A 25273-nucleotide genomic window follows, 5' to 3' on the forward strand; every position below is an offset into this window, starting at 1 on the left:
CATTTACCCACACTTTCAGTAAGAAACAAAGCCACACATGTGGCCTTTCAAGTGGCCGTTTCAGGCCCTTAGAAACAGAAAATGTATGAAAACGCTATATATTCTTAGGCACGCTAAATCGAGCTGGGAGTTTGATGAACTCAGCGACCATGACCGCCCACTGAACAAGCGGGGGCGCCATGATGCACCACTGATGGGACAGGAATTGGCTGCACGCGGCGTAGAGCCACAGCTTATAATTTCTAGCCCGGCAGTTCGCGCCCTTAGCACAGCTACTCTGATAGCTAGAGAGCTTAACTATGATCCCGATGATATTGTGGTGGACACCCGCATTTATGGTGCTGACCGAGACGACCTGCTGCAAGTTGTGCTGAGTGTACCTGCCGAAGTAAGTTCCCTCATGTTAGTGGGACACAACGAGGCGCTCTCAGAGTTTGCCAACATGCTTTCGCAGGAGCCAATCGGCAGCCTGCCCACAGCGGGCGTAGCAGTTCTCGAGTTTGATTGCGAGAGCTGGTACGATATATCAAAGGACAACGCCAAGCTTCTATTTCACGACTTCCCTAAGAACCACAAGTAAGTCACCCTAGGCCCCACCCGGCGGCCAAAGCACTCAATACGATGGTAACAGATAAAACTAAAAAGCTGAAAGATAGCTCCGATACCCCTTTTATAAATCGGGAACTGAGTTGGCTTGCTTTTAACTATAGAGTACTGCAGGAGGCTAAAGATACTAATGTGCCCCTGCTGGAGCGCATCAAATTCATGGCTATTTTCTCATCCAACCTGGATGAGTATTTTAAAGTGCGAGTAGCCACCCTTAAGCGCCTGATCAAACTGAAACCCAAAACCCGCAGCAGGCTGGAAGAGGAGCCACAGGAGACACTGGAGCAAGTACTACAGGAGGTTCATCGGCAGCAGGAGGAATTTGGGCAGGTGTTCCGTGATGGCATACTAGCCGATCTGCGCCAGCACAACATCCACATGCTAACAGAGCATGGCCTTAATGAAGAGCAGGAAGCCTGGATTAGCGACTATTTTGAAGAAACGATTGAGCCGCTGCTGCTGCCTATTATACTGGACGAGACAGAAACGCACCTTTTCCTGCGAGACCAAACCGTATACCTGGGCGTGAAGATGTGGGACCCTACAGAAGCCGACTGCAAACCAGAACGCTTCGCCATGCTTGAGATTCCTACCAAAAAGCACGGAAGCCGCTTTGTAAAACTGCCTACAGTGGATGAGCATCGCTATGTCATGTTTATAGATGACGTGATTCGCTTCTGTCTGCCCAAGCTATTCCCGAAGTATAAATCTTTTGCTGCTCACGCTGTAAAGGTATCCAGGGATGCGGAGCTGGATATTGAGGAAGAAGTATCTGGAAGTTTGATGGCCAAAATACAGAAGAGCCTGAAGAAGCGTGAAACCGGTTATCCTGCCCGCCTACTCTACGACCCGGAAGCGCCTCAGGACCTGCTCGACATGATGGTAGCCCATACAGGCATTACTGAGGATGAATTAGTACTGGGCAGCAAGTACCATAACTTCCGCGACTTTTTTCAGTTCCCGGACTTCAACCTGCCTGACCTGAAGTATAAACCACAGCCTACCCTCATACATCCGCAGCTGGAACAAGCAACAAGCATGCTTGCCGCCATGAAGGAACGTGATTACCTGGTACACTATCCTTACCAGTCTTTCGATTACGTGCTTCGCCTGTTTGATGAGGCTGCTCGTGACCCCAAGGTTACCTCTATAAACGCAACGCTTTACCGTGTGGCTGATAACTCAAAAGTAGCTAAGGCCCTAGTTAAAGCGGCCAAAAACGGAAAACTGGTTACGGTGGTAGTAGAGCTGAAGGCCCGTTTCGACGAGGAGTCAAACATTTACTGGGCAGGAAAACTACAGAAAGCAGGCGCCAACGTTATTTTTGGTGTACCCGACCTGAAGGTGCACTCTAAAATTGGCCTTATTACCCGAAATGAGCGAGGTAAGCTAGTTAACTATGCCTACCTGAGCACAGGTAACTATAACGAAGCGACTTCCAAAATATACGCCGATCACGCCCTTTTTACATCTGATAAGCGACTAACTAAGGATGTTGAGCAAGTCTTTAATTTCTTTATAGACCGCCAAACTGACAAGAAGTTCGACCATTTGTTGGTGGCTCCCATTAACATGCGTCAGAGTTTTGTAAAGCTGGTTGACCAGGAAGTCAAGAACGCCAAGAAGGGATTACCGGCAAGTATGATCCTGAAGATGAACGCACTTCAGGATGGAAGGATGATCAAAAAGCTGTATCAGGCTAGCCAAGCCGGAGTAAAAATACAGTTGCTGGTGCGCGGTATCTGCTGCCTGGTGCCAGGGGTAGAGGGGCTGAGCGAAAATATTGAGGTGCGTAGCATCGTGGACCGCTATCTGGAGCATGCGCGGGTTTATGTCTTCCATAACAACGGCGATGAAAAAATGTATATCGCATCCGCAGATTGGATGACCCGAAACCTAAACCGCCGGGTGGAGGTCGCCTTTCCGCTTTACCAACCAGAACTGGTGGAGCAGGTGCGCCATATTATAGACCTACAGCTGCAGGACGATAAGAAAGCTCGTAATGTAGACAACAGCTACCTTAAGCCTGAAGAGCCTACTGACGTTCGTTCCCAATACGCCACCTATGAGTACCTGCGCGAGTTGGTGTCACCAAAGGTGGAGGACGCCTTCAAAACAGAGCAGGAACAGTAGCAACTTATACTTTGTAAACCTTAATAAAAGCAATATGCCCAGCTATAGAGTACAGCTGGCCATATTGCTTTTAAAGGTTCTCGCTAAAACTAGCGGTTCTTTTCTGTAAATCTTCTCGGCGGAACCAGAAACAGCTCTACCCCCACGTATCCTGTACCGGCTAAATCATTTCTTATCAACTCATCTCGGGAGCCAACCTCATCAAACAGGCGGTGCCTGTAGTACTGCCGGAAACCTCCTTCTACAGCAAACCACAGGAAGTCATATATCTCCCGCTCCATTCTCAACAGTCCTTTAATATCTGTGCGGCGGAGCTCCAGGTCCTTGAACTCTGACAGTGGCGGCTCATCAACATAAAGGTTGTAACTAGCGCCCTCCAGGCGATAGCCGGCGTAGAACAGGGTCTTTTCATTGGCATTATATCGTACCCGAAGGTTAGCCGGGAAGATAGATTCCACTCCCCAGTTATCGTTGAACGTGCGGTTATACAATATCCCTGGGTACACTCTCTGTCGCCCAAAGGTATAGCCCCACTGCAGGCCCACCCCGATAGAATAATCAGGGGACTTCTTCCAGCCGTAGGCTAAGTCTATTGTTGTTTTAAGGTAATCGGTTATGTTGATGTTGTCATGAGTATAATCTCCGTTGAGTTCGCCTTTCACCCTTACGAGGTAAAAGTTACGCTCATTCAGGGAGTGCAGGTAAGCTACCTGTAAGCCCAAGCTCTTCAGGTTCTTGTCTTCCAGGTAACGGTACAGGTCGTACGATGACTCTGAGAGTCCTTCGAAGTTGAACTCCTCCAGCTCGTAGTTAACACCAACAATAAGCTTTGTCTGTGGCTTGTTTAGTATGGGCGCAAAGGCACGCACCATAAATTGATTGTGTCTTTTAATATGTCCCTGTCCGTTTCCTACACGGGGGTCATCAGACTCTGAATCAATATCGAAGTTAGGTAAGCGATCATAGCTGATCACTACTCCACGAGATTTACCCATGCCCCGCACACCTGGCGAGGCAAACTCTTCTAAAGCCTCCGTTTCGGGAGCCTGTGCCTGTGCTGGTAGCACAAAGCACATAAGGGCTAGTAATGGTAAAAGTATGTTAATTTTTCTCATAGTTTATCTTGGCTGAGGGGATGTAAAGCCCCAATACTCATGTGCCTTTATATACTTACATCCCCGTTTTAGTGTTAGAAAAAGAAGCCAAAGTTTAACATCCACAAATCTTCTTCCTCACCTCGGGAATAACTTAGCGACAGCACCGTGCGGTTCAACAGATCCAGCCATACTCCTCCGCCGTACCCCATGTGCAAATTCCGGAAAACGGATCCTTCCACTTCGTTGTCGGTATATACTTTACCCGCATCCAAATGAGCAAGTAACCCAAACTTGGCAGGTGTAAGGTACAGGTTGTAGTCGAGCAGGTGCAGGCGGGCCTCTCCGTTGGCATATACGCTGCTGCGGCCGGCATAGCGTGTACGGCGGTAGCCGCGCAGGTTCTCAGTGCCACCCAACGTGCTGGCCTGGTAAAAACGGTAATCTCCGAAGTTATGCGAAGCACCTACCCTACCCGCCCAGGTAAGCTGAAACGGGAAGTTAGGAGTGATATAAAAGCGAAACTCGGAGCTTAGATTGGTGAAGTTCAGTTTCTCAGCGCCTATTTGTTGGTTAAAACTGATGGTATTGTACCAGCGCATGCCTATACGTGGGTTAGCATCAGTACTGCCACTGCCAAGTACCACCAGGTTGGCAAAGGCCCTGGCTCCAAGGTAGTGTTGTACTTTAAACCGGCCTTCCTCTGCATTGTAAGTTCCCTCGCGCAACTGCCCTGCCCTTGCCTGGTCCAATAGGAAGTTTTCTTCGTTTGGCATGTCTACCTCGAACCTATCGTAGGTAGGACCTATGCCCATTTTTACAAATGTAACCGGCACCCGGAAGAGCGCTGCATTAAGCGAAACACGCTCATAGCGTACCCTATAATAAGTGTCGTCGGTTCCTGGTGCCTGTTCGGTCCCGTTGCCAATGCCGTAGAAGTTGCGCCGGAACTGAGGGCCCTGCAGGTGGGCACCTAGCGCCAGGTTCCAATCACCTAGCACGTTTCGCACATCACCCGTATACTTTAGGTTATAGGAGCTGGTCCGGAAAGCATAATTTGCCTCTAGCAGGTGCTCTGCCGCATAAGGGTTTTTGCGGAACTTCTGCGTGCGCCAAAGTATACCGGCTCCCAAAAACACGCCATCCTCCATATTATACTCTGCCGACAGGCGCGGACCTACATAAGGCAGTTTATAGTTATCACGGTCGTAGAGGTTGACCTCATCATAAGGGTCTGTTTTGTCTTTTGTCTCGATACTGAAGCTAAACTGGTTTCCTTCTTCTGTATCATATACAACCGTGTGCTTTTTAAGACCACTTACATGGGATGAGTCGGTAATAATATCTGCATCGTTGCCTCCGATAATGCGCACGACAATGCTTTTATCTACATCGCCTGTTATCACAAACTCATCTTTGCCGTCCATGCCGTAGATGCGAACCTCTTTTGTTTCATTGGTAAAGAAGGTACGGTTAAATATTTCTTCCCGCACTTCACCTTCTTTGGAGGTTTTGTACCCTACTACCTGCAACCGCTGGTTATCCAGACGTGTTATCAGAAACCGTTCATGTTTATCGCTTCCGGTGATGTCTACGTATTGTGCCAGGAAGTCGTAGTAACGGGCTGCAGCCTGTGGCAGCTTCTCCCGCCTTGCCTGTAGCTTGGCTGTAATCTCTACTCCAGATAGCTCACGTACCGGCTCAGGCCATTGCTGTACAGCTTCCGCTATTACCTCGTCCGTCATACTTTTCCTGATATCCTGAGCAATCTGCAGCCATTCCTGCCGGGTAACCTTTGAGGTCAAAGTACGGTCCAGGGTAATGCCGCTCAGGTTAAGGCCCACCACATCAGGGAAGTCGTAGTCAAAGTTTTGTATGTTCCGGATGCCCCACTTGCGCGTAACCAGCCAGGGCAGCACACCATCGGCTTTGAAAAAGGCTTGGTCGCGGTCTTCGGGCACAGGTGTATAAAGATTGCCTTTATCGGGTTTGTCCTCCTCTACCCAGCGCCACTGCCCTTCATGCCTGTCCCAGTCGCCGATAAGCATATCAAAGAGACGAGCACGAACATACTCCCGCTGATCAACCTCGTGGTCATTATCCTCCACCAGCTCCTCCAGCACCTTGTCGGTACCTACCAAATTTTTGGCATATCCCAAGCTGGCTGTTTCCTCGTGGTTCTCGTCGGCATCCTCCTCCAGGTAAGCAAGTGTGTTGCTGAACTGATCCTGGTACAGCCGCAAGTATGGCGTATTTGGAATGTACACCAGCCTTGGATTAGTATGAAATATGCCAGCCGCATCTGCAAGGCGGGGTATTATAAGCGCTCCGTAAGGGTGCTGAGCAGAGATCTGGTCCTGCAGCAGGACACGGGCAGCAGTTTCGCGCAGGTATGGCGGCAAGGCTTTACTTGGATCTTTGTCCACAGTGCGCAGGCTATACTCCTTGGCATCTGGGTTACGCACCTTCAGTGCCGCTGTTTGCTTACCCCCTCCCAACTGGTAAGGCGTCAGGCCTCCATGTTCGCTTGCCATATCCAGCAGCGGCACTTTTACCGGAGCTGCCCACACATCACGGTAGTGTTGTCCCAGCAGAGTCTTGTGCAGTCCGCCGGCCTGGTAGTTTGAGTTGGCCGCGAGTGTCACGGTGCTGTCAGCGTAGTTCGTGTTATCAGTTATCGCCGGACGCTCCTCACGTGGCTTCTTTTTATAGAGCAGGGTGCGGTACATAATTTTACCTGTTTCGCCCTTGCCCTCAGGTGTCCAGAATTCTGCCCATACTTCGCCGTTCTCGTGATAGGTTGTTTTCACAAAGCCTTTCACCTTATGGGCATACTCCGCCACACCAGGTTTCACATAATCGGTTTTGCAACCGGACCCGCTAACAATATGCGCCAGGTTGTTATACTTGAAGTACTGCAGCGCGTGCTCGTGGCCGGCAGCGTAGGTGATATTGTCATACTTGTTAAAGATGTCGAGCAGGCCCTGGATATAGGCTTGGTAACGCGGATGCGGAATGTCCTGCAGAATACCGCCATACTTGCGCGCGAATGGATAAATAGATCCAATTACAGGCAATGGCAGGTACATCCAATCGCGAAGCATCGTGAGCGGGAAGAAATGATCCTTAGGAGTAAAAAAGCCGCCGTGCTCTCCGCGAGTCATCAGTGGGTGGTGGGCAACAACCAGAATGTCGCTGCCGCTGTTCTTCTTTATAATATCTTCCAGCTTTAAGAGCATCTCGCCTTCGGTAGCAGAGCCACAGTTGCTGTTGTCACCGTAAGGGCGGTTAAAAGGATGCAGCCACCACTCCGAGTCCAGCGCAATCAGTACCAGGTCTTCGCTTAGTTTTACCTCGTAGGGACCAGGGCAGCCATTGCCTGGCACATAAAAATCGCCGCCAACTACGATATTCTCATCTGTCAGGTACTCGTTAACATAGCGCTGCTCCCGCATTACAGCCTCTAAACCCCCACGGCCGCTGTGGTTCCAGTCGTGGTTACCAGGTATCATGTACTTTTCTCCGGGATAGCCTTTCAGAATATCGAGCTGGGCCTTCAGGCGGTTCTCTGAGACTTCACGGTCAAGCTTGTCGGGGGCTGGCAAGCCGTTCATGTACACGTTATCGCCTAGGAAAATGGTGGCACTCTTCTCCCCTGTCTCCATCATCATCTTGCGCATCAGCAATAGTGAGGGCTCTCCATTCAAATCAGGGGCTCCAACATCTCCGATCAGAAAAACAGTATAAAGAACATCGTTATCGGGTGCAGGGCTTGCTTGCTCCCAGGTAAGGGCTTTGCTACTATAATGTGGCTCTGTTGAAATACAGGCTGAGAGAAAGAAGCTCAGCAGAACACACCACCCGAAGCGCGCCTGCAGCCGATGTGTATGCTGTAATAATTTTATCATAGTTATGTTGGCTTAGAACATTTGCTGGTGTGGCACACTGCTGCGGATGCCGGCCTGCTAGCAGCACCTGAAAGTATGGCTGTAAGTCTGGGCGTACCAAAGGTGAGAACAGGCAGATACAGCTTTGATCTTTACACCGGTAGATCCACACGGCTCCATTCATGCTACAGTGTATGCCACAGGAGCGGCAAAACTGAAATTCATAAACGAGACGACCCTGCTTTTAGTTATTACCTTCCTGTATACTGCCAGATACCACCGCTGTTGCTCTTTTCACTAACAAAATGCTGTTTTTACCGTAACCGCAGATTACCATGTGCCACACAGCTAGCACCCTGCCGTCGGATCTGCATTTACTGCCATACGCGCACCCGGACCCGGCGCTGCAACATGACCAATTATGGAAGACCAGACAATAATAAAACATGCCGGTGAGTTTGTATTCCGGCTTTTTAAAGATAGGCTCTCTAAAAAGTTAGTTTATCATAACTACAAGCACACCTTCGAGACTGTAGCCGAAGCCCAGGATTTAGGCCAGCGGAGCAGGATTTCTGATGACCAACTACAGGACCTGGTACTGGCTGCCTGGTTCCACGATACAGGCTATGTGGACGCTTATGATGGGCATGAGGAAGAAAGCGTAAAAATCGCTACTGAGTGGCTGCAGGAAAAAGCGTACCCCCAGGAGCGCATTAATGTTATTACCGGTATTATTCTCGCCACCAAGCACAAGACAGAGCCGGAAACGCTGCTACAGGAACTGATGGTTGATGCCGACATGTCAAACATCGGGAAAGAGACTTTTTTTGCCACAGCAGAGCTCCTGCGCGTGGAGTGGGAGATTTTCCGCGACACGTTCTTTACTGACAGTGAATGGGAGCAGTTCCAGATGGACTTCCTGCTCTCTACTACCTTTCATACCAATCAGGCACAGCGTAAGTTCGCCTCACAGCTAGGGCTAAACATACAGGAGCAGCGCAGCCGCCTGAGCAAAGAGATTGAGAAAAAGAAAAAAGAGGAGAAGAAGAACCGTAAAACACTGGCCCAGCCTAAGCGCGGCATCGAAACGATGTTCCGTAACACGTACCGCACGCACCTGGACCTGAGTGCTATTGCTGATAACAAAGCCAATATGATGATCAGCCTAAACGCTATCATTATCTCGGTTATCATCACGTACCTGAGTGCAAAAACCTCCACCATCGGTGCCGAGTATACCACTCATCGAACTTTTCTTATCCCAATTGGGATACTGCTGCTGACTACGCTCGGCTCTGTTGTGTTTGCCATCATTTCAGCGCAACCAGAGGTAACGAGCTTCACGCTTAAGAAGAAGAAGGACCAGCGCTTAGACACCCGCAAGATCAACTTACTGTTCTTCGGTAACTTCACCAACTTACCGCTGGAAGAGTTTCAGCGAGGCATGCACGATATCATGCGCGATAAGAAGTCGCTGTACAACAACATGATTACCGATATATACTACCTTGGAGAGGTGCTTAGCCGCAAGTATAAAATACTTCGCATTTCCTACACCATCTTTATGGTGGGCTTGGTGCTAACAGTAGTAGGGTTTGCCGTAGCCGTAGCCTCTTATTAACAGGTTGCCTTGCTTTTGCAGTAGCTGATACTGTACTTTTGCCGAGACATTTATGCTAATATGGCACCTTACTTATTACCTGCAGCCAGCCAATGCCCGTAATTAGCTTTGAGACCATTGTTAAGGCCCCGATAGAAGTCTGCTTTGACCTCTCCAGAAGTATAGACTTGCACTCCATCTCTACCAGGCAAACCGGCGAACGAGCCATTGCCGGGGTTACCTCAGGCTTGATTGAGCTTAGTGAAACAGTAACGTGGCGGGCAAAGCACTTAGGCATTTGGCAAAATCTGACAAGCAAGATAACAGAGTACAACCGCCCCTATCACTTTTCGGATGAGATGGTACGGGGAGCTTTTAAGCGGTTCAAGCACGAGCATCATTTCAGACAGGATGGAGACTATACCGTGATGCTGGATATATTTGACTACACCTCTCCCTTCGGTCCTTTAGGCAAACTTGCTGACAAGCTGTTTCTCAAAGAATACATGGCCCGCTTCCTTCATGAGCGAGACAGTGTAATAAAAGAGTTCGCTGAATCGGATAGGTGGCAGGATATCGTGAACATTGCTCGTGTTGTTAAAGGCCTCTAAGCCTTCCCGCATAAAATCAGCTTACAAACCAGCATAAAGGTCCTCAAGCAAAAACACACAAGTTTTTATAGTACAGCCATTTACTACATTCTATAGTTATATCACCTCTTGTGCAGATATAGCTACAGAATTTTCTCTACTAGCTTACTATTTGATATCATGTAATGAAACTATACCTTTGCTAACACTGTTAGGTAAAGTAACAGGTGTAAAATGGGAATAGCAGAAAGAAAGAAACGGCATAAAGAAGAAATACGCTCTTCCATTCTTGAGGCTGCTTGGCAACTAGTAGTTCAGGAAGGATGGCAGGCCCTTTCTATCAGAAAGATTGCGGAGGCTATAGAGTATAGCGTTCCTGTAATCTATGACCATTTCGCTAATAAAGAGGCTATCCTGCTGGAGCTAACGAAGCAAGGCTTCCAAAAGCTGAACGATGAGCTGGTGAAAGCTAAGCAAGCTGCTGCCAGCACTGAAATGCAGATTGAGGCCATGGCTTATGCTTATTGGAAGTTTGCATTTGATAATAAGGCTTACTACCAGGTTATGTATGGGTTGGGTATTCCTTCCTGTGAAACAGTAAACCAGATAAGTGAACTTGCTACCTTCAGCGAACTGATTCTGCAGCCAATAAGAGAGATGATCGCTGCCGGGCCATACCCAGAGACAGATCCTTTCTTAAAGCTACATACTTTCTGGTCGATGCTGCACGGCCTGATATCCATCAACATGATGGGTGATGAGGATAAGGAAGATCTAAATCAAATGGTACTGCAGGATTTTATACGTGGTTTTGTATCAGGCATGAAATCATAATTTTTTTGCCTTTTACCTAACACTGTTAGAAGATATAACAGTATTAAATATTAATACAGTGATTACTAATACTTCAACAACTAATAATTAACAGATTAACATGGCAACAACAAAATGGTCGTTAGACCTCTCTCACAGCGAACTAGGTTTCAAAATCAAGCACCTGATGATTTCTAACGTAACAGGTAAATTCTCTAAGTTCGACGCAGAGGCTGAAACAGAAGGCGACGATTTTTCTAATGCAAAAGTAGTGGCAGATATAGACGTTGCGTCTATCAACACAAATAACGAGCAGCGCGATGAGCACCTGCGTAATGCCGATTTCTTCGCTTCGGATGCACACCCTAACATGAAGTTCGTGTCTACTAAAGTAGAAAGAGTAGACGAAGATACTTTTAAGCTTCACGGAGATTTGACTATAAAAGACACTACTAAGCCGGTAACACTTGCTGTTGAGCACAATGGTATTGCTACAGATCCTTGGGGTAATGTGAAAGCTGGTTTCTCTATCAGCGGCAAAATTAACCGCAAAGACTGGGGCATTAACTACAATGCTGCCCTGGAAACAGGTGGTGTAATGCTTGGCGAAGAATTGAAAATCCAAGGCGAAGTACAGCTGGTAAAGCAAGCCTAAGTTTCAGTAACTATATATAGCTTAAAAGAGGCTGTCCAATTCTTGGGCAGCCTCTTTTGTTTTGGTTGTAAACCGCAACAAGAGGTATTAGCGACAACAACCTATACTTGCCTGTTAGGCTCAAAGGCAACAAGTACTACCCCCTTCCAAACCTTTATTATATCCAATATAAGAAGACAATCATAGCAATTTATAATTTGTAACTTATACAAGCCATACCATATAACAAAGGATCACTTTTACCAGCACGCCATCCTACTACTACCCTGTTTCTTAAAAGTATGCACAGCAACCTCTTTATAATATCAAATCTGCAGCAGCAAGCTAAATAATTTTACCAATTGTATTTTATTAACAACATAGCTAGGTATATTTGCAACCATAATACAGGTACTGCACAAAAACAAACTCAGAAATGACGACTGGAATGTGGGAGAAGATGGCGCTTGTTTCTCCTGATATGTTTTGCACGTTCGACAAAAGCGGCAACATTACTTATACTAGTGAGGCAAGTAAAAGCATTTTGGGCTACAGCAGCGAAGAGCTGATTGGCTGCCACTACACTAAGCTGTTACATCCTGGCTATACTTCTGCCGCACAAAAGAGCTTTGAAGATGTGCTTAACGGCTCCTGCACTAATAGCTTCGAAAACTGCTATGTTCATAGAAAAGGCTACGCAGTACCCCTGCTGTGGTCTGCTGTCTTTTCTGATGAGGATAACACTTTCTATTGTGTTGCCCGCAGTATCTCGGAGCTAAAGGAAAGCACCTTACGCATTCAGGAAAGCGAGCAACTCTACAAGATACTATTCGACAGGAATCCTGATGTTATATTTACACAGGACAAAGAGGGCCTGGTACGTGAAGTAAACCAGAGCTTTTGCCAGCTGTTCGACCTTCCAAAGGAGGAGGCAATAAGCCGACCTACCACCTCCTTCCTGCCACCCGAAGCAGTTCCTGTTTGCGTGAAGTATTTCAACGAATGCCTACAGGGAAATTCGGTAAGATATGACATTGATGTTATTACAGCAGGTAATATTAACAGGACCTATGATGTCGTAAAGTTTCCTGTAATGGTGGAAGATGAGTTGTTGTACATCAAAACCATCATGAAGGACATCACGCCAGTTATTCGGTCGTACGAGACAATCAGGCAACAGGCCAGCAGGCTAAATACCATATTCGAGAGTATTACAGATGCTTTCCTGACGCTGGATAACAGCAAAAACCTCTCCTACATCAACAGCGAAGCGGTAAGACTACTCCGACTGGAGAAGCACCATGTAGGCAAAAACCTGCTGGAGATGTTCCCGGAAGAAACCGGTGGCGAGTTTCACTCTAAGATAACCTGGGCCTACACTACTGGCAATGCCACACATTTTACTGCATACCTGAAGCAGGTAGGTTTGTGGCTAAAGGTAAAAGCCTTCCCGTCAGCAGAGGGAATATCAGTTTATTTTGATGATGTAACGGAGCAGGAAAAGTCGAAGCAAGAGCTTGAGAAACTGTCCTTGGTGGCAAGCAAGACCAACAACAGTGTACTTATAGCTGATAAGGACTGGAAGATTGAATGGGTAAACGAGGGCTTCACAAAGCTACTAGGCTATAGTTTAGAAGATGCCATAGGTAAACGGCCGTCAGAATTACTGCATAGCCCTAATACCAATAAAGCTGCTTTCATCGCCTTAGAGCAAAAACTGTTACAGGGGGAGTCTATCTCCTTTGAGGTAGTGAATGTCAAAAAATCAGGCGAGAGTATATGGCTTTCGGCAGAGATTACTGCCGTTTTCGATGAAGCCGGAAAGCTATCCAGATACATTGAGGTGCAAACGGATATAACAGCCATCAAGAACTCTGAGTTGGAGATGGCTAACCTGGCAAAGGACCTTTACAGGCAGAACAGCGACCTGCAACAGTTCACTTACATCGTGTCGCACAATTTAAGATCTCCTGTTGCCAATGCAATTGGCTTAACAAACCTGTTAACAAAGCTCAACAAAGATTCTGAATTGTATGATAAGTCCCTGTTAAACCTGAAGAGTAGCGTCAACAGGCTGGATGCCATCATCAAAGACTTAAACACGATCCTAAGCATCCGGGACAGCAAAACTACTTTAGAGATGGAGGAGGTGGCTGTCAAAAAGCTTCTACAACAGGTAGTATTATCGCTTCAAGAGCCGCTTAACAGCTGTGGAGGACAGGTAATAGATACACTTAATGATGGGCTTAAGGTGAAAGCTAACAAAGCTTATTTATACAGCATATTCTATAACCTCCTGTCAAATGCAATCAAGTATAAATCAGAAGGACGAAACCTGCAGGTCCGTATTAGATGCCTTGGCAGCACAGAGAAAGGAACCCTGATTTCCTTCTCTGACAATGGCTCTGGTTTTGACATGGAGATGGCAAAGGACAAAATTTTTAAGCTGTACAAGCGGTTCCACAAAGACAGCAACGGCAGAGGCATTGGCTTATACTTAGTAAAAACACACTTAGAGGCAATGAACGGCCATGTAGAAGTTAGCAGCCAGGTTGGAAGAGGTACCAAATTCCTGTTTTACCTCCCAAAAGCCCACTAGTATACTATCGCAATAATTCCAGATACAGACAAAACATTCACCACGAAAACAAACAAAAATAATAGGAGAGGAGATTCAGATGAAGGAAGATATACAAATAACCCCAGGCTTTACTGTCAGAGAGGAAGAGAGGCTGGCAAAGCTTCATGGTTACACAGCGATAGAGGAGTATGAAAAGTCAGGGGCCTTTCAGCACATTGCTGGCATGGCAGCACGCATGTTTGATGTGCCAGTAGCGTTTGTGAATATTGTAGACAGGGATAGCGTTTTAATAAAAGGGAGCATTGGGCTAACTAATGTGAAGGAAATCAGCAGAAGCATTGGCCTGTGCTCACTAGCAATACAGCGTGACGAGGTTACTGTTTTTGAGAATACCAGAACAGAACTAAGCCTTTCAGCAAACCCGTTAATTTACGGTGAACCTGGCTTTCAGTTTTACGCGGGAGCACCGCTAAAAACGTCAGATGGCTACAGCATAGGTGCTGTAGGAGTTGCCGATTACAAGCCGCGCAACTTTGCAGAGGCAGAAGAGTTAATGCTGGAGGCACTGGCAACAACTGTAATGGAAGAGCTTTCTGAAATGCAGCTTATGAGCGTAACACAATAACCACGTGTTGCTTTTCTATCAGAACCACCTGTGACTTATTGTAAAGCCTCTACTTAACTGACCCAAGGGCCTGCAAAGCGCCCTATAATGCTCAATTTTACACGTAGCACCACCTTGTAAGATGTTGCTAATGTTTTATATTTGTGCTTCCTTGTAGAACTATAGTAGTTTTACTATAACTTTTCGCATTTGCCGCACCCTTACACCTGCCATGTTTGCTGGTTTATAATGGAGGCAAGCACAAAGCTAGCTTAGCATCATTGGCCCTGTAGTTCAATGGATAGAATAGGAGTTTCCTAAACTCTAGATCCAGGTTCGATTCCTGGCAGGGCCACAAGAAAGCCCCTCTGCACAAAACAGAGGGGCTTTTTCTATTTTATATTTACTTAATTAGTTAGCGCTGCAGTATAAACCAGCAAAGCACCATATAACAAGAAGAAACAGCAATTTATAGCTCATGATATATGACGTGATAGTTATCGGCGGCGGACAAAGCGCCTTAGCCTGCGCTTACTTTTTACGCAGGGCTGATCTCAGCTACCTTATACTTGATAACCAGAAAGAGTCTGGAGGTGCTTGGCTGCACGCATGGGATTCGCTTACGCTCTTCTCTCCTTCAGACCAAAGCTCACTGCCTGGTTGGCTCATGCCTAAATCGGAGAGTGCCTTTCCTACACGCCATGAGGTGATAGACTACCTGCGCCAGTATGAGAAACGGTATCAGTTATCTATCAAAAGGCCTGTGCAGGTACATCAGGTTACACCCCATGAGAACAGCTTTATACTTGAAACCAGCGATGGCAACTACCAGTCCAAAGCCCTAATAAGCGCCACAGGCACCTGGCACAAGCCATACATCCCCCCGGTACCCGGCCGTGAGAAATTCAGAGGCCTGCAACTGCACTCAGCTTTCTACAAAATTGCTGAGCAATTAGTGGGCAAGAAAGTATTGGTGGTAGGCGAAGGCAATTCAGGCGCGCAAATTATGTCTGAGGTATCGTTAGTAGCAGAAGCAGTATGGGCAACCAAAAAAGAGCCGGAATTTTTACCCGACGATGTAGATGGGCGAGTTTTATTTGACGTGGCGACGGCAAAGTATTATGCCCAAAAAGAAGGGAAAGAATTTAAGCCTGAGAAACTCAGCCTTGGCAATATTGTAGTGGTGCCAACTGTTAGGGCGGCACGTGAGCGAAACGCACTCCAGGCTGCAGGCAGATTTGAATCAGTAAATGAAACCGGCGTAATCTGGCAGGACGGTAGACACGAACAGTTCGACGCCATTATCTGGTGCACAGGCTTCTGGTCTGCCCTTGATCACCTTGCTGCACTCGACATCGTAACTGAGAACGGCAAGATACCTACAGAAGGCACCAAGGCTAAAGACTATCTTGGCCTTTGGCTAGTAGGCTATGGTAACTGGACCGGCTTCGCTTCGGCCACGCTGATAGGTGTAGGCAGATCAGCCAGAGAAACAGTAAAACAAATACAGGAGTATCTGCGAGAGAGGAGCCTATAACGTAAAAAGCCTGCCACTATACATGGCAGGCTTTTTATGATTTACACCTCGTTACTTAAAATCCACCTAGGCTGGAGGTGCCTCTGTCTGAGTTATGCGAAGTATCGCCACCGGCACTGCCAAGGCCTCCGCCATAGGTGCTTCCACCCATAGAGCCATAGCCACCGTAATTGCCAGAAGAGTTACCATACACGTTGTTACCAAAGGCTCCGCCATGGTTGCCGCCAGAGTAGCCTGTGCCGCCACCGTAGTTCTTACCCCCGTACGTGCTTCCCATACCGGTACCGTAGCCATCAGCAAAGTTTCGGGTACCATAATTCGGAATACCCCGGTTTGAGTTAGGGAATGACTCGCCCATGCCACCACCGTAGCGTGTACTTCTAAGGCCATCCATTCTGTCGGAGTAGTAAGGCTGATCCTCCTGCATATTGCCTTCTCGCTGCCTGCTGTTTAGGGTATTGTAGCGATCGGATGTACCATCAAAGCTAGAGATGCCATACCCTTGCCGTATGTCACCTTGCCTAGGCTGCCTCTGGGTATACTGATCTTCGTCTCTTCTGTATCGCTCCTGGTCTCTCCTATCGTCTCCATAGTACCCCCTGTTACGATCATAGTCCTGACTGTATCCTCTGTCGTAACCTTGGTTTCGGTAGCCGTGATAGCGATCTTCGTCCCGCTGATTGTAGCTTCTGTTGTCTCTATAATCTCTGTCAAAGCGATTGTTCATCTCTCGGTCACCTGCTCGGTTTTGCCCGTACCCCATTCTGCCTTCGTGCTCCAGGCCATCGTAGTAGCGGCGGTCTCTATCGTTTCTTTCCATAGCGTTCGGTTTAGATTTAAAATTTGATCATTCCTTTTTAACGGGAGCGATACCACACGGTTCAAACATCCTGCACAGCCGTAAAGGCACTTGTCCTAAACCAGCCCGCTACAGCTTTTGTAACATTATGCGCTATAGTTACATATATTAAAAGCAACCTTGCTCCTTTACACCTAATGAGAAAGCTTTTCTATATTACCTGTAGCTTCTTCTGCCTTAGCTCATGCTCTGGCGGAGGCAATGATGTGCAGGACGGGGAGCAGGTTACGATTGCCAGCGAAACTGGGCAGCCTACTCCGCTACCAGCCGATGTGATCTACAGCGCTAAACCGCTTATCAATGGCAGGCTCTACAGCAAGCCAAATTTTGAAGCCAGCTCCCTTGCATACTTTGATACTGCCCAAAGCATACACATCCTGGACACCTCTAACACAATGTTTGTGAGGGCTCGTATACTCCAGGACACCTCCTCCTATACTGGCTATGTACCCAAGACCATACTCCCAGAGCAGAAACAGTAATCACAACAAAGCCAAATTGCTGCACCATCTATCAAGTTAAGGCAAAAGAAAAGCGGCAGCTCTTTTCAAAGAACTGCCGCTCTACATACACTTTGTCTTTCTTCTACTTTATCACCACGCGCCGGACGGCACTGTAGTTATCAGCCTCCAGCTTAACGTAATACAAACCCTTAGCATAACGATCCAGATTAATTGTTCTGGTCAGTTTAGGTTCATCCCGCCTAATCGTTTCACGGTATATCTCGTTACCGATTACGTTCAGAATACGTAACTCCACCTGATGCGCCTCTAAGTTAGACACAGAGATGGTAAATACTCCATTACTCGGGTTAGGGTAAATTGCAACATCTTCCTCTTGCTCTAAGCCAAGCGGATTTTTATCTGTTTGCTGCGTTGCCTGCACCTGCACAGGAGGTTTGGCCTGCGCCTGCACAAACAGCACAGAGAAACATGTAAATAATGACAGTATAATTTGTTTCATATTAGTCGTTTATCCGAAATCTTTTTAGAATGTACTAGACAAAAGTCGTTCCACTTATTAAAACGCTCAGCCTTAATTTTTGTTCGTGTATTATACCCTATAAAAAGCGGCTGTTCACCAAATATAAGATTGTAAAGTTGTACAAAATTAATTTCATAAAGAATAATTGAGTTGATAAAAAAGGATGTCTTGGTGATAGGTGGCGGACTAGCCGGCCTAGTTAGCGCTCTAGGGCTGGCAAGGGCCGGACTGCAGGTAGCGCTTATCGAAAAAAAGGCCTATCCCTTCCATAGGGTTTGCGGAGAGTATATCTCCAACGAGGCCTTACCATACTTGCGTAAGCTCGGAGCACAGATAAGCCTGCTTGACCCGGCACGTATCAACCGCTTTATGCTTACTTCTCCATCCGGCAAAGCGCTATTCTCCAAATTGGACTTAGGCGGTTTTGGTCTCAGCCGCTACACCCTAGACAACCACCTGTATGAGCTGGCGCAGCAGCAGGAAGTGCAGTTTTTTCTGCAGCAAAGCGCACAACAAATTCATTTCGCTCATGACCAGTTTACAGCCTTACTATCCAGCGGAGAAAGCATACAGGCCCCTGTAGCCGTTGGAGCATTTGGCAAGCGCTCTAACCTCGACCGCCAGTTGCAGCGAAGCTTCTTCCGGGCCCGCTCCCCATACATCGGTGTAAAGTACCACATTAAGCATGACTTCCCCCGCGACCTGATTGCCCTGCACAACTTCCATGACGGATATGCAGGTACCTCAGCCATAGAAGACGGGAAACACTGCTTCTGCTACCTTACTACACGCGAGAACCTGAAAAAGCACGGTTCCATACCCGCCATGGAGCAGGCTATACTTTGCCGCAACCCACACCTCCAGCACATTTTTAAGGAAGCCGAATTTTTATACTTGCAGCCGGAGGTTATCAACGAGATTTCGTTCGCAACTAAAACCTGCGTGGATAACCACATGCTGATGTGTGGCGACGCTGCCGGCATGATAACACCGCTCTGCGGCAATGGCATGGCCATGGCGGTACACAGCGCGAAACTTCTGACCGACCAGGTGCTGCTGTACTTTTACAAAGGCCGCAACCGTCAAAAGCTGGAGCAGCAGTATACTTTTGCCTGGAAGCAGCAATTCGCTTCCAGGCTTCGTCTGGGCCGCACGGTGCAGCATCTGTTTGGAGGTCCGCTACTGTCGGAGGTAACAGTGGGCCTGTTAAAGGCAGTGCCGCCTGCGGTGCAGCTTATCATGCGCCAAACGCATGGTAAGCCTTTCTAAAGCTGCTCCTGCTTTCGCCCAAATCTTATAAGCGGCCGCATCCGTACTTATGTGCGTGTTCGTTTTTCGTATGCGGCTTAGCAGTTTTATACTTTCTCCCGACACATGCAACACGACAAGCGAAACCATACCCGAAACACAAATCACATGAAAAGCTACATTTGCGCCATCGGCACGGCTAACCCTCCGAACAAAATACCGCAGATGCAGGTGGCAGACTTTATGGCTGCCGCCATGCAGTTTGATGAGCAGGATACCCGCAAGCTGAAGGCGCTATACCGTGTGTCGGGCATTGGGCAGCGTTACAGTGTGCTGGAAGATTACACCCGCCAGAACGGTAACTTCTCCTTTTACCCAAATACCCCTACCCTGGAGCCTTTCCCTACGGTGCAGCAGCGCATGGATGTATATCGCCGGCATGCGGTGCAGTTATCAGAGCAGGCAATCCGGAGCTGCCTTGACCAAACACCAAGCATACAGCTCAGCGACCTCACCCATCTGATTACAGTTAGCTGCACAGGCATGTATGCCCCTGGGCTAGATATAGAGCTGGTTGAACGCCTAAGCCTGTCGCCTTGTGTGCAGCGCACTTCTGTAAATTTTATGGGCTGCTATGCCGCGTTTAACGCGATTAAACTGGCAGACTCCATCTGCAGGGCAAACCCGGAGGCTAAGGTAATGCTGGTGTGCACAGAGATCTGTACCATCCATTTTCAGAAGAACCCGGAACAGGACCATTTGGTGTCTAACGCCTTGTTTGGCGATGGCGCGGCGGCTGTACTGATGCAGGGGCAGCCCTGCCAGCAGATGAGCCTGGAACTGCAGTCTTTCCACTGCGATCTTGCACCTGCTGGCAAGCGCGACATGGCCTGGCACATTGGTGACACAGGCTTTGAAATGACCCTCTCCTCCTATGTGCCAGATCTGATCAAGAAAGGTATAAAACAGCTGACGGAGCGGCTTCTACAGGGCCTCAAAACCACACTGGCGGAGATAAAGCTGTTTGCCATACACCCCGGTGGCAGGCGCATTCTGGAAGTAATAGAGCAGGAGCTAGGCATGACCCGCGACGACAACCGTTTTGCTTACCAGGTACTGCGCGATTTTGGCAATATGTCGTCGGCTACGGTGCTGTTTGTACTAAAAGAGTTAATGCAAACACTGACGCCCCAACACAAAGATGAACCTGTGCTGAGCTTCGCCTTCGGCCCCGGCCTTACCCTGGAATCCATGTTACTGAAGGTCCATTATGCACATGCTGAGACAACGGTCTAACGAGCTGGAGCTAATGGATGACCTCACGCTTAGCGGAGAGGAACTACGCCAGAACCTGCGCGAACTGGAGGTGATCAACAACTGGCTGGGCGGGCATAAAGTAGTACTAAGTGCGCTGGACAGCCTGCTGGCAGAGCACCAACCTGAACGCCTGCGCATTGCAGACATTGGCTGTGGCGGCGGCGACACCTTACGAAGTATAGCCCGCTGGGCCCGCAGCAAACGTGTACCTGTAGCACTGGTTGGTGTTGATGCGAACGATTTTATGGTGCAGTATGCCCGCCGCCACTGCAGTGCCTACCCTGAGATAACCATAGAGCAGCAAGATGTTTTCTCAAAGGAATATAGCCTGCAAAGGTATGATGTTATAGTGTGCAGCCTTTTTTGCCACCACTTTACCGATGCACAACTGGTGCAGATGTTCCGGCAGCTGTACGGGCAGGCTAGGCTGGGAGTAATCATCAATGATTTGCACCGGCACTGGCTGGCCTATTACTCCATCAAATACATAACGGCAGCCTTCTCTAAGTCAGACCTGGTCAGGAACGATGCGCCACTCTCGGTATGGCGAGCATTCAGGCGTCAGGAGTTAGTGCAGCTGGTGCAACAGGCAGGTGTAGCTAAGTATAGATTACGCTGGATGTGGGCTTTCCGGTGGCAACTGCTTTTGCAAAAAATATAAGTGTTGCTTCGGCTGTAAATTATTTCAGGACATAATATGCGTAAACAAACGATTAACTTCTGGATACTTTTCACAGTATCAACCATCCTTTCCGCCATTGCTATCTCCTTATTTTTTAAGGCACTGAAGGTAATATTAATGGTAGTGCTGATTTTGGCACTGACTCCTATTATCTATCTTATCCTGCGCCTTATCTTCCCAACCAAAAAAGATGAGGACGATAAGCTTCGGAAGCGGGATTAGAACCGGTGCTTGCCTGAATCTTTACATGGGGCTCCTACCCCAAGAGTTTACTGGGTTTGAGGATGAGCAGGACTAAAAGTGGAAAACACTTTCTAACTTCTTAACCTTCTAACTAAAAGTAGAACTGCTGTGCCAGCCTAAAGGTGTTGGCATGTGCCTCTATAATGTATGCAATCTGTTTAGAATACCCACCACCCATACTTACCGTAACAGGCAGGTTATGGCGCTTACAAAGCTCCAGCACCGTACGGTCGCGCTCTTTACAGCCATCTATGGTCATTCCTAACTTTCCCAGCTTATCAGTAGCCAGCACATCCACCCCCGACTGAAAGAAGACAAATTCAGGCTGCACCACATCAAGCAAGCGTGGCAGGTGATGCTTTAACAACTGCAGGTAAGTTTTATCGTCCGTGCCTTCTGCTAAAGGCACATCCAGATCAGAATTCTCTTTATGGAAGGGGTAGTTGTGGCCGCAGTGCATACTAAATGTAAACACCTTCGGCTCGTTCTCAAAAATCTGTGCGGTGCCATTACCCTGATGCACATCCAGGTCCACCACCAACACCTTGTTTATATTTTTGTACTTGATGAGGTGGTTTGCAGCAATGGCAATATCATTGAGCAGGCAGAAGCCTTCCCCCCGGTCAGTAAAGGCATGGTGGGTACCGCCGGCAATATTCATCCCGATACCATATTCTAATGCAAACAAAGCAGCCTGCACTGTACCATTCATAATCACCACCTCGCGTTGCACCAGCTGCTCCGATAAAGGAAAACCTGTCTTTCTGATTTCAGACGGGGTGAGCTGAAGGCCACTGAGCCGTTGCCAGTAAGTTGTGTCGTGCGTATCAAGTATAAACTTTTCTGCCAGTGGCTCTGGAGCAAATAAGTTACCTTCGGTAATGGTACCCTCATATAAAAGCTGCTCGGGCAGCAGGTCATACTTTGCCATCGGGAAGCGGTGCCCCTCAGGAAGGCTGTGTGCAAAAATTTCGGACCAAGCTATCTTTAACATAGTACAAAACTAACAACAATAGGGCTATTAGAGTTTAGCTTCTCGCTTCTTACAAACAGCACAACGCGTTGCACCACCCATACAAGTTTAGTACAATTAACACTACTAACTCACAATAACGTGGATAACTTCTGAAACCATTTCAGACATGCCTAGCACAAGCAGTTTTCTTCAACTTCTAGGCAGCTAATTGTGGATAACTTTGTTGATTACACATGTTTATCCACCTTTTCTTGTTAATTCATTGTGAACAAGCTCCTGATTTCGTAATAATCCAGTGAAATTTTGCCTAACTGTGGAAATTGTCCACAGTTAGGCAAAAGGATTAATGGTTTACTTCTACCTACTGTAGCACTTCTTCTATTCATCTTAAAACACAATTAGCTCCTTCTTCATTCAGTGTTAAAACGGAGGTATCTGCTCAAAAATATTTTTTGCCCAAAACTACTGTACACAGAATATATTTACTTTACTTTTCCTACTGTTCACCCAGATAATAAGCTGGCACACACAAACTTTTATACCAGCAGCTACATAACCTCAGCCTTAAAATAAAGTATAAAACATATGAACAGCTCTTCACATTACAGAAGAGCATCAGTAAGCAAATCAGAAACTATGAGAAAAGGATTTACCCTGATGTTGCTACTACTTTGGTCGGCTACAGGCTTTGCCCAAATAGACGTAGAAGGCCCAAGCCGAGTGCAGCAAAACCACAACTTGTTAAGCCGCTCTCCCAACTCTGGTATCGGTATCAAAGGCGGAGTTAGCCTTGCCAATGTGCATGGCAGCGACAAAGACAAGTTTGGAAATGTTAGCAACCACACGTCTTTCCATGCCGGTGTTTTTGCCCAGTTCGGCTTTGGAGACTTTTTCTCGCTGCAGCCAGAATTGCTTTACTCCCGCAAAGGCTTTGAGCGCCAAGACTCGGTGTTCAGGTATGACTACCTGGAGGTGCCAGTGCTAGCGGTGTTTAATATAACAAACAACTTTAGTGTACACCTTGGCCCACAGGTAGGCGTTATGGTATCGGCAAAACACGAGGACCAGGAAATTGACCTGGAGCCTTATAACGCCTTTGATTATGGCGCTAGCGCAGGTTTGGAAGGCCAGGTTGGACGCTTCAGGCTAGGTACACGCTATGTGCACAGCTTAGGCGACTTGCGCAAGGAGGACAGTAGCGGCAATAGCATAGACGAGAACATTATGAATGGGGTAATTCAGGTATACCTTGGCGTTTCGTTCTAGCAGAAATTGATTCGCTAAAAGTTATCAGGAGCCGGCATTATGTCCGGCTTTTGCTTTTTTAGGGCCACTACAACATATAGATTATATCGTTTTATGTTTTACCAGCGTACCACTAGGTGTTAAACTGCGGCACAGTAGCACATATAAAAAATCAGAACTACTATGGGGAAGCACCACCAACACCTGTTTCTGCAGCTCGCTATGCTGTTCCTGCTGGTTTCGGCTTGTGATACCACGGTCAGGACTGACGAGGCTGAGATAGGCGATGCTATAGTAAAGGAGGCTAGTGTGGCTCCAACCGATACCTTTGTTGTAGATACAGCCCGAAGTGAAATCACCTGGATTGGGGCTAAAATGACAGGCAGACACAACGGCGTAATAGACATCACAGAAGGAGAGCTATACATGACCAATGGACTTGTTACAGGAGGCCGCATTACTCTTGACATGACTACTGTTAGGTCAACCGACAAAACCATTGACGAGAACAGCAATAAGAAGCTCACCACGCATCTTCGCTCTCCAGACTTTTTCGACTCTGAGCGCTATACTACCGCTACTTTTGAGCTAACAGGCTTTGCCCCCTACGATAGCACCGCCGAGCAGAGCAGCCCTAGTGGCGTCACTCCCCGGTACAGTGAGCTGCGTATAAAAAACCCTACGCACCGTGTTAGCGGCAACCTCACGATCAGGGGCCAAACTAAAAGTGTTGTGTTTCCGGCAAGAGTAACTCTGGAAGATAGCCTGCTGCGCGCTAAGGCCAATTTCAACATAGACCGCACCAAGTGGGGCCTTGTATACCGTTCCGATAACTCCCTAGGCGACCAAACCATTCGCGCAGAAGTGAACATCGGTTTAGACCTGATAGCCACGACACAAAACCCTAGTTTATAACTATTTGCCACCCATTATCGGGTACATGCTATGGCACTACAGATGCAAAGAGCAGTAAGTCATATGCTAAAGCCGGTTTTTATGCGTTCCTACTCATAAACCATCGTTTACCCATGAGAAGATTTCTGTGCCTGCTTACCTTTTTCTTTCTTTGTCTTACAGCCAGCGCCCAAGACCTGAGCCAGCTGAACCAAGGGCAGGCAGACACACTAGAGGCCGGTATGTTGGTGTTAGGCGGCTGGGCCATCATTAACATTCTTTTCAGCAGCTTTAAGCTGACGAAAGCCACCCGCAGCCGCAAGTACTTTTACCAAATGAATGTATACTGGAACATTGTAAACCTGCTCATCGCCAGCTTTGCCTTGTATACTATACTTTCCAAGGATAGTGCCACGCTCAGCTTATCAGATAGCCTTTACCTGCACGGCTGGTATAAAAAGCTGCTTTACCTTAGTGTAGGCCTGGATGCAGGCTTTATAATGCTGGGTGCTTACCTGAAAGAGCACTCACGCTGGTCGGCTAAGGCCGAACAAATGCAGGGTTGGGGGCAATCGGTACTATTACAAGGGTTGTTTCTACTACTACTGGACCTAGTACTGGTAATACTGTTGGAGACTTATACCAACGACTTTTTTCAACTGGTAGGAAAGGTGTAGCTTAAGCTTTACTTATAACGACCTGCTCACTCCCCAGTGTAGAGCCTGAAAAAGAAACCCACACCTTAC

22 protein-coding genes and 1 tRNA gene are annotated in these 25273 nt (G+C 47.6%); 18 read left to right on the forward strand and 5 right to left on the reverse strand.

Annotated elements, in window-relative coordinates; genetic code table 11:
• Positions 1 to 85: 85 nt before the first annotated feature.
• Together PKOR_RS04965 and ppk1 are read left to right on the forward strand one after the other, a co-directional pair.
• Complete coding sequence (locus tag PKOR_RS04965; protein ID WP_046314101.1) at positions 86 to 580, forward strand: SixA phosphatase family protein; 495 nt, start codon at positions 86 to 88, stop codon at positions 578 to 580.
• Between the two features lie 41 nt (positions 581 to 621).
• The gene (gene ppk1 / locus PKOR_RS04970) at positions 622 to 2739 is read left to right on the forward strand and encodes a polyphosphate kinase 1 (protein ID WP_046309482.1); all 2118 of its coding nucleotides are present in this window, start codon (positions 622 to 624) and stop codon (positions 2737 to 2739) included.
• An 89-nt stretch (positions 2740 to 2828) separates the two neighbouring features.
• Here ppk1 and PKOR_RS04975 read toward each other — a convergent pair whose 3' ends face one another.
• Both PKOR_RS04975 and PKOR_RS04980 read right to left on the reverse strand, forming a co-directional pair.
• Positions 2829 to 3854 carry a DUF6268 family outer membrane beta-barrel protein gene (locus PKOR_RS04975; protein ID WP_148561633.1) on the reverse strand — a complete coding sequence of 342 codons (1026 nt, stop codon included), beginning with the start codon at positions 3852 to 3854 and terminating at the stop codon, positions 2829 to 2831.
• A gap of 74 nt (positions 3855 to 3928) precedes the next feature.
• Positions 3929 to 7741: a BamA/TamA family outer membrane protein gene (locus PKOR_RS04980; protein WP_046309484.1), complete on the reverse strand. Its 3813-nt coding sequence runs from the start codon at positions 7739 to 7741 to the stop codon at positions 3929 to 3931.
• Positions 7742 to 8141: 400 nt separating this feature from the next.
• Between PKOR_RS04980 and PKOR_RS04985 the strand changes: the two genes are divergently transcribed.
• From PKOR_RS04985 to PKOR_RS05020, 8 genes are all read left to right on the forward strand, one after another.
• A complete protein-coding gene (locus tag PKOR_RS04985) occupies positions 8142 to 9341 on the forward strand; it encodes a Pycsar system effector family protein (protein WP_046309485.1) in 1200 nt (399 codons plus the stop codon).
• 92 nt (positions 9342 to 9433) lie between these two features.
• Entirely contained in the window at positions 9434 to 9931 is a 498-nt protein-coding gene (locus PKOR_RS04990; protein WP_046309486.1) for an SRPBCC family protein, read from the forward strand.
• A 213-nt stretch (positions 9932 to 10144) separates the two neighbouring features.
• Positions 10145 to 10744, forward strand: coding sequence for a TetR/AcrR family transcriptional regulator (locus tag PKOR_RS04995; protein WP_046309487.1), 600 nt, complete (start codon positions 10145 to 10147; stop codon positions 10742 to 10744).
• 100 nt (positions 10745 to 10844) lie between these two features.
• A complete protein-coding gene (locus PKOR_RS05000) occupies positions 10845 to 11378 on the forward strand; it encodes a YceI family protein (RefSeq protein WP_046309488.1) in 534 nt (177 codons plus the stop codon).
• Positions 11379 to 11793: 415 nt separating this feature from the next.
• Positions 11794 to 13956, forward strand: coding sequence for a PAS domain-containing sensor histidine kinase (locus tag PKOR_RS05005; protein ID WP_084694728.1), 2163 nt, complete (start codon positions 11794 to 11796; stop codon positions 13954 to 13956).
• Positions 13957 to 14035: 79 nt separating this feature from the next.
• Positions 14036 to 14563, forward strand: a complete 528-nt coding sequence (locus PKOR_RS05010) for a GAF domain-containing protein (protein WP_046309490.1) — start codon at positions 14036 to 14038, stop codon at positions 14561 to 14563.
• A gap of 262 nt (positions 14564 to 14825) precedes the next feature.
• Positions 14826 to 14897: transfer RNA gene (locus tag PKOR_RS05015), tRNA-Arg, on the forward strand.
• Positions 14898 to 15020: 123 nt separating this feature from the next.
• Complete coding sequence (locus PKOR_RS05020; RefSeq protein ID WP_046309491.1) at positions 15021 to 16079, forward strand: ArsO family NAD(P)H-dependent flavin-containing monooxygenase; 1059 nt, start codon at positions 15021 to 15023, stop codon at positions 16077 to 16079.
• 55 nt (positions 16080 to 16134) lie between these two features.
• On the opposite strand, the gene PKOR_RS23350 is transcribed toward PKOR_RS05020, so the two are convergent.
• On the reverse strand, positions 16135 to 16899 hold the full coding sequence (locus PKOR_RS23350; RefSeq protein WP_052738722.1) for a hypothetical protein: 765 nt from the start codon (positions 16897 to 16899) through the stop codon (positions 16135 to 16137).
• Between the two features lie 176 nt (positions 16900 to 17075).
• Between PKOR_RS23350 and PKOR_RS05030 the strand changes: the two genes are divergently transcribed.
• Entirely contained in the window at positions 17076 to 17420 is a 345-nt protein-coding gene (locus tag PKOR_RS05030) for a hypothetical protein (protein WP_046309492.1), read from the forward strand.
• A 103-nt stretch (positions 17421 to 17523) separates the two neighbouring features.
• Here PKOR_RS05030 and PKOR_RS05035 read toward each other — a convergent pair whose 3' ends face one another.
• Positions 17524 to 17901 (reverse strand): T9SS type A sorting domain-containing protein, encoded by a 378-nt coding sequence (locus PKOR_RS05035; protein ID WP_046309493.1) that lies wholly within the window; start codon positions 17899 to 17901, stop codon positions 17524 to 17526.
• Positions 17902 to 18072: 171 nt separating this feature from the next.
• On the opposite strand from PKOR_RS05035, the gene PKOR_RS05040 reads away from it, so the two are divergent.
• The 4 genes from PKOR_RS05040 (at position 18073) to PKOR_RS05055 (ending at position 21391) form a co-directional block, all read left to right on the forward strand.
• The gene (locus tag PKOR_RS05040; RefSeq protein ID WP_200897427.1) at positions 18073 to 19191 is read left to right on the forward strand and encodes an NAD(P)/FAD-dependent oxidoreductase; all 1119 of its coding nucleotides are present in this window, start codon (positions 18073 to 18075) and stop codon (positions 19189 to 19191) included.
• Positions 19192 to 19296: 105 nt separating this feature from the next.
• Positions 19297 to 20466 (forward strand): type III polyketide synthase, encoded by a 1170-nt coding sequence (locus PKOR_RS05045; protein ID WP_071843113.1) that lies wholly within the window; start codon positions 19297 to 19299, stop codon positions 20464 to 20466.
• A complete protein-coding gene (locus PKOR_RS05050; protein ID WP_052738723.1) occupies positions 20447 to 21148 on the forward strand; it encodes a methyltransferase domain-containing protein in 702 nt (233 codons plus the stop codon). Before PKOR_RS05045 ends, PKOR_RS05050 begins: the two co-directional genes overlap by 20 nt.
• Positions 21149 to 21184: 36 nt before the next feature.
• Positions 21185 to 21391 (forward strand): hypothetical protein, encoded by a 207-nt coding sequence (locus PKOR_RS05055; RefSeq protein ID WP_046309497.1) that lies wholly within the window; start codon positions 21185 to 21187, stop codon positions 21389 to 21391.
• A gap of 112 nt (positions 21392 to 21503) precedes the next feature.
• Here PKOR_RS05055 and PKOR_RS05060 read toward each other — a convergent pair whose 3' ends face one another.
• The gene (locus PKOR_RS05060; RefSeq protein WP_046309498.1) at positions 21504 to 22406 is read right to left on the reverse strand and encodes a histone deacetylase family protein; all 903 of its coding nucleotides are present in this window, start codon (positions 22404 to 22406) and stop codon (positions 21504 to 21506) included.
• A 618-nt stretch (positions 22407 to 23024) separates the two neighbouring features.
• Here PKOR_RS05060 and PKOR_RS05065 point away from each other — a divergent pair.
• The 3 genes from PKOR_RS05065 to PKOR_RS05075 all read left to right on the forward strand — a co-directional run bounded on the left by PKOR_RS05065 (position 23025) and on the right by PKOR_RS05075 (position 25204).
• Entirely contained in the window at positions 23025 to 23654 is a 630-nt protein-coding gene (locus PKOR_RS05065) for a porin family protein (RefSeq protein WP_046309499.1), read from the forward strand.
• Positions 23655 to 23816: 162 nt separating this feature from the next.
• Positions 23817 to 24548 (forward strand): YceI family protein, encoded by a 732-nt coding sequence (locus PKOR_RS05070; RefSeq protein WP_046309500.1) that lies wholly within the window; start codon positions 23817 to 23819, stop codon positions 24546 to 24548.
• 113 nt (positions 24549 to 24661) lie between these two features.
• Positions 24662 to 25204, forward strand: a complete 543-nt coding sequence (locus tag PKOR_RS05075) for a DUF6992 family protein (protein ID WP_046309501.1) — start codon at positions 24662 to 24664, stop codon at positions 25202 to 25204.
• Positions 25205 to 25273: the final 69 nt, after the last annotated feature.

The organism is Pontibacter korlensis (assembly GCF_000973725.1).
Classification (GTDB): Bacteria; Bacteroidota; Bacteroidia; order Cytophagales; family Hymenobacteraceae; genus Pontibacter; species Pontibacter korlensis.

What these genes read in the sequence shown, in the direction of transcription:
- PKOR_RS05005 (WP_084694728.1), top strand. Translation starts at nt 11,794, where the DNA reads ATGACGACTGGAATGTGGGAGAAGATGGCGCTTGTTTCTCCTGATATG.
- PKOR_RS04990 (WP_046309486.1), top strand. Translation starts at nt 9,434, where the DNA reads ATGCCCGTAATTAGCTTTGAGACCATTGTTAAGGCCCCGATAGAAGTC.
- PKOR_RS05010 (WP_046309490.1), top strand. Translation starts at nt 14,036, where the DNA reads ATGAAGGAAGATATACAAATAACCCCAGGCTTTACTGTCAGAGAGGAA.
- PKOR_RS05055 (WP_046309497.1), top strand. Translation starts at nt 21,185, where the DNA reads ATGCGTAAACAAACGATTAACTTCTGGATACTTTTCACAGTATCAACC.
- PKOR_RS23350 (WP_052738722.1), bottom strand. Translation starts at nt 16,899, where the DNA reads ATGGAAAGAAACGATAGAGACCGCCGCTACTACGATGGCCTGGAGCAC.
- PKOR_RS04965 (WP_046314101.1), top strand. Translation starts at nt 86, where the DNA reads ATGAAAACGCTATATATTCTTAGGCACGCTAAATCGAGCTGGGAGTTT.
- PKOR_RS04980 (WP_046309484.1), bottom strand. Translation starts at nt 7,741, where the DNA reads ATGATAAAATTATTACAGCATACACATCGGCTGCAGGCGCGCTTCGGG.
- PKOR_RS04985 (WP_046309485.1), top strand. Translation starts at nt 8,142, where the DNA reads ATGGAAGACCAGACAATAATAAAACATGCCGGTGAGTTTGTATTCCGG.
- PKOR_RS05075 (WP_046309501.1), top strand. Translation starts at nt 24,662, where the DNA reads ATGAGAAGATTTCTGTGCCTGCTTACCTTTTTCTTTCTTTGTCTTACA.
- PKOR_RS05000 (WP_046309488.1), top strand. Translation starts at nt 10,845, where the DNA reads ATGGCAACAACAAAATGGTCGTTAGACCTCTCTCACAGCGAACTAGGT.
- PKOR_RS04975 (WP_148561633.1), bottom strand. Translation starts at nt 3,854, where the DNA reads ATGAGAAAAATTAACATACTTTTACCATTACTAGCCCTTATGTGCTTT.
- PKOR_RS05070 (WP_046309500.1), top strand. Translation starts at nt 23,817, where the DNA reads ATGGGGAAGCACCACCAACACCTGTTTCTGCAGCTCGCTATGCTGTTC.
- PKOR_RS04995 (WP_046309487.1), top strand. Translation starts at nt 10,145, where the DNA reads ATGGGAATAGCAGAAAGAAAGAAACGGCATAAAGAAGAAATACGCTCT.
- PKOR_RS05030 (WP_046309492.1), top strand. Translation starts at nt 17,076, where the DNA reads ATGAGAAAGCTTTTCTATATTACCTGTAGCTTCTTCTGCCTTAGCTCA.
- ppk1 (WP_046309482.1), top strand. Translation starts at nt 622, where the DNA reads ATGGTAACAGATAAAACTAAAAAGCTGAAAGATAGCTCCGATACCCCT.
- PKOR_RS05045 (WP_071843113.1), top strand. Translation starts at nt 19,297, where the DNA reads ATGCAACACGACAAGCGAAACCATACCCGAAACACAAATCACATGAAA.
- PKOR_RS05035 (WP_046309493.1), bottom strand. Translation starts at nt 17,901, where the DNA reads ATGAAACAAATTATACTGTCATTATTTACATGTTTCTCTGTGCTGTTT.
- PKOR_RS05020 (WP_046309491.1), top strand. Translation starts at nt 15,021, where the DNA reads ATGATATATGACGTGATAGTTATCGGCGGCGGACAAAGCGCCTTAGCC.
- PKOR_RS05050 (WP_052738723.1), top strand. Translation starts at nt 20,447, where the DNA reads ATGCTGAGACAACGGTCTAACGAGCTGGAGCTAATGGATGACCTCACG.
- PKOR_RS05065 (WP_046309499.1), top strand. Translation starts at nt 23,025, where the DNA reads ATGAGAAAAGGATTTACCCTGATGTTGCTACTACTTTGGTCGGCTACA.
- PKOR_RS05060 (WP_046309498.1), bottom strand. Translation starts at nt 22,406, where the DNA reads ATGTTAAAGATAGCTTGGTCCGAAATTTTTGCACACAGCCTTCCTGAG.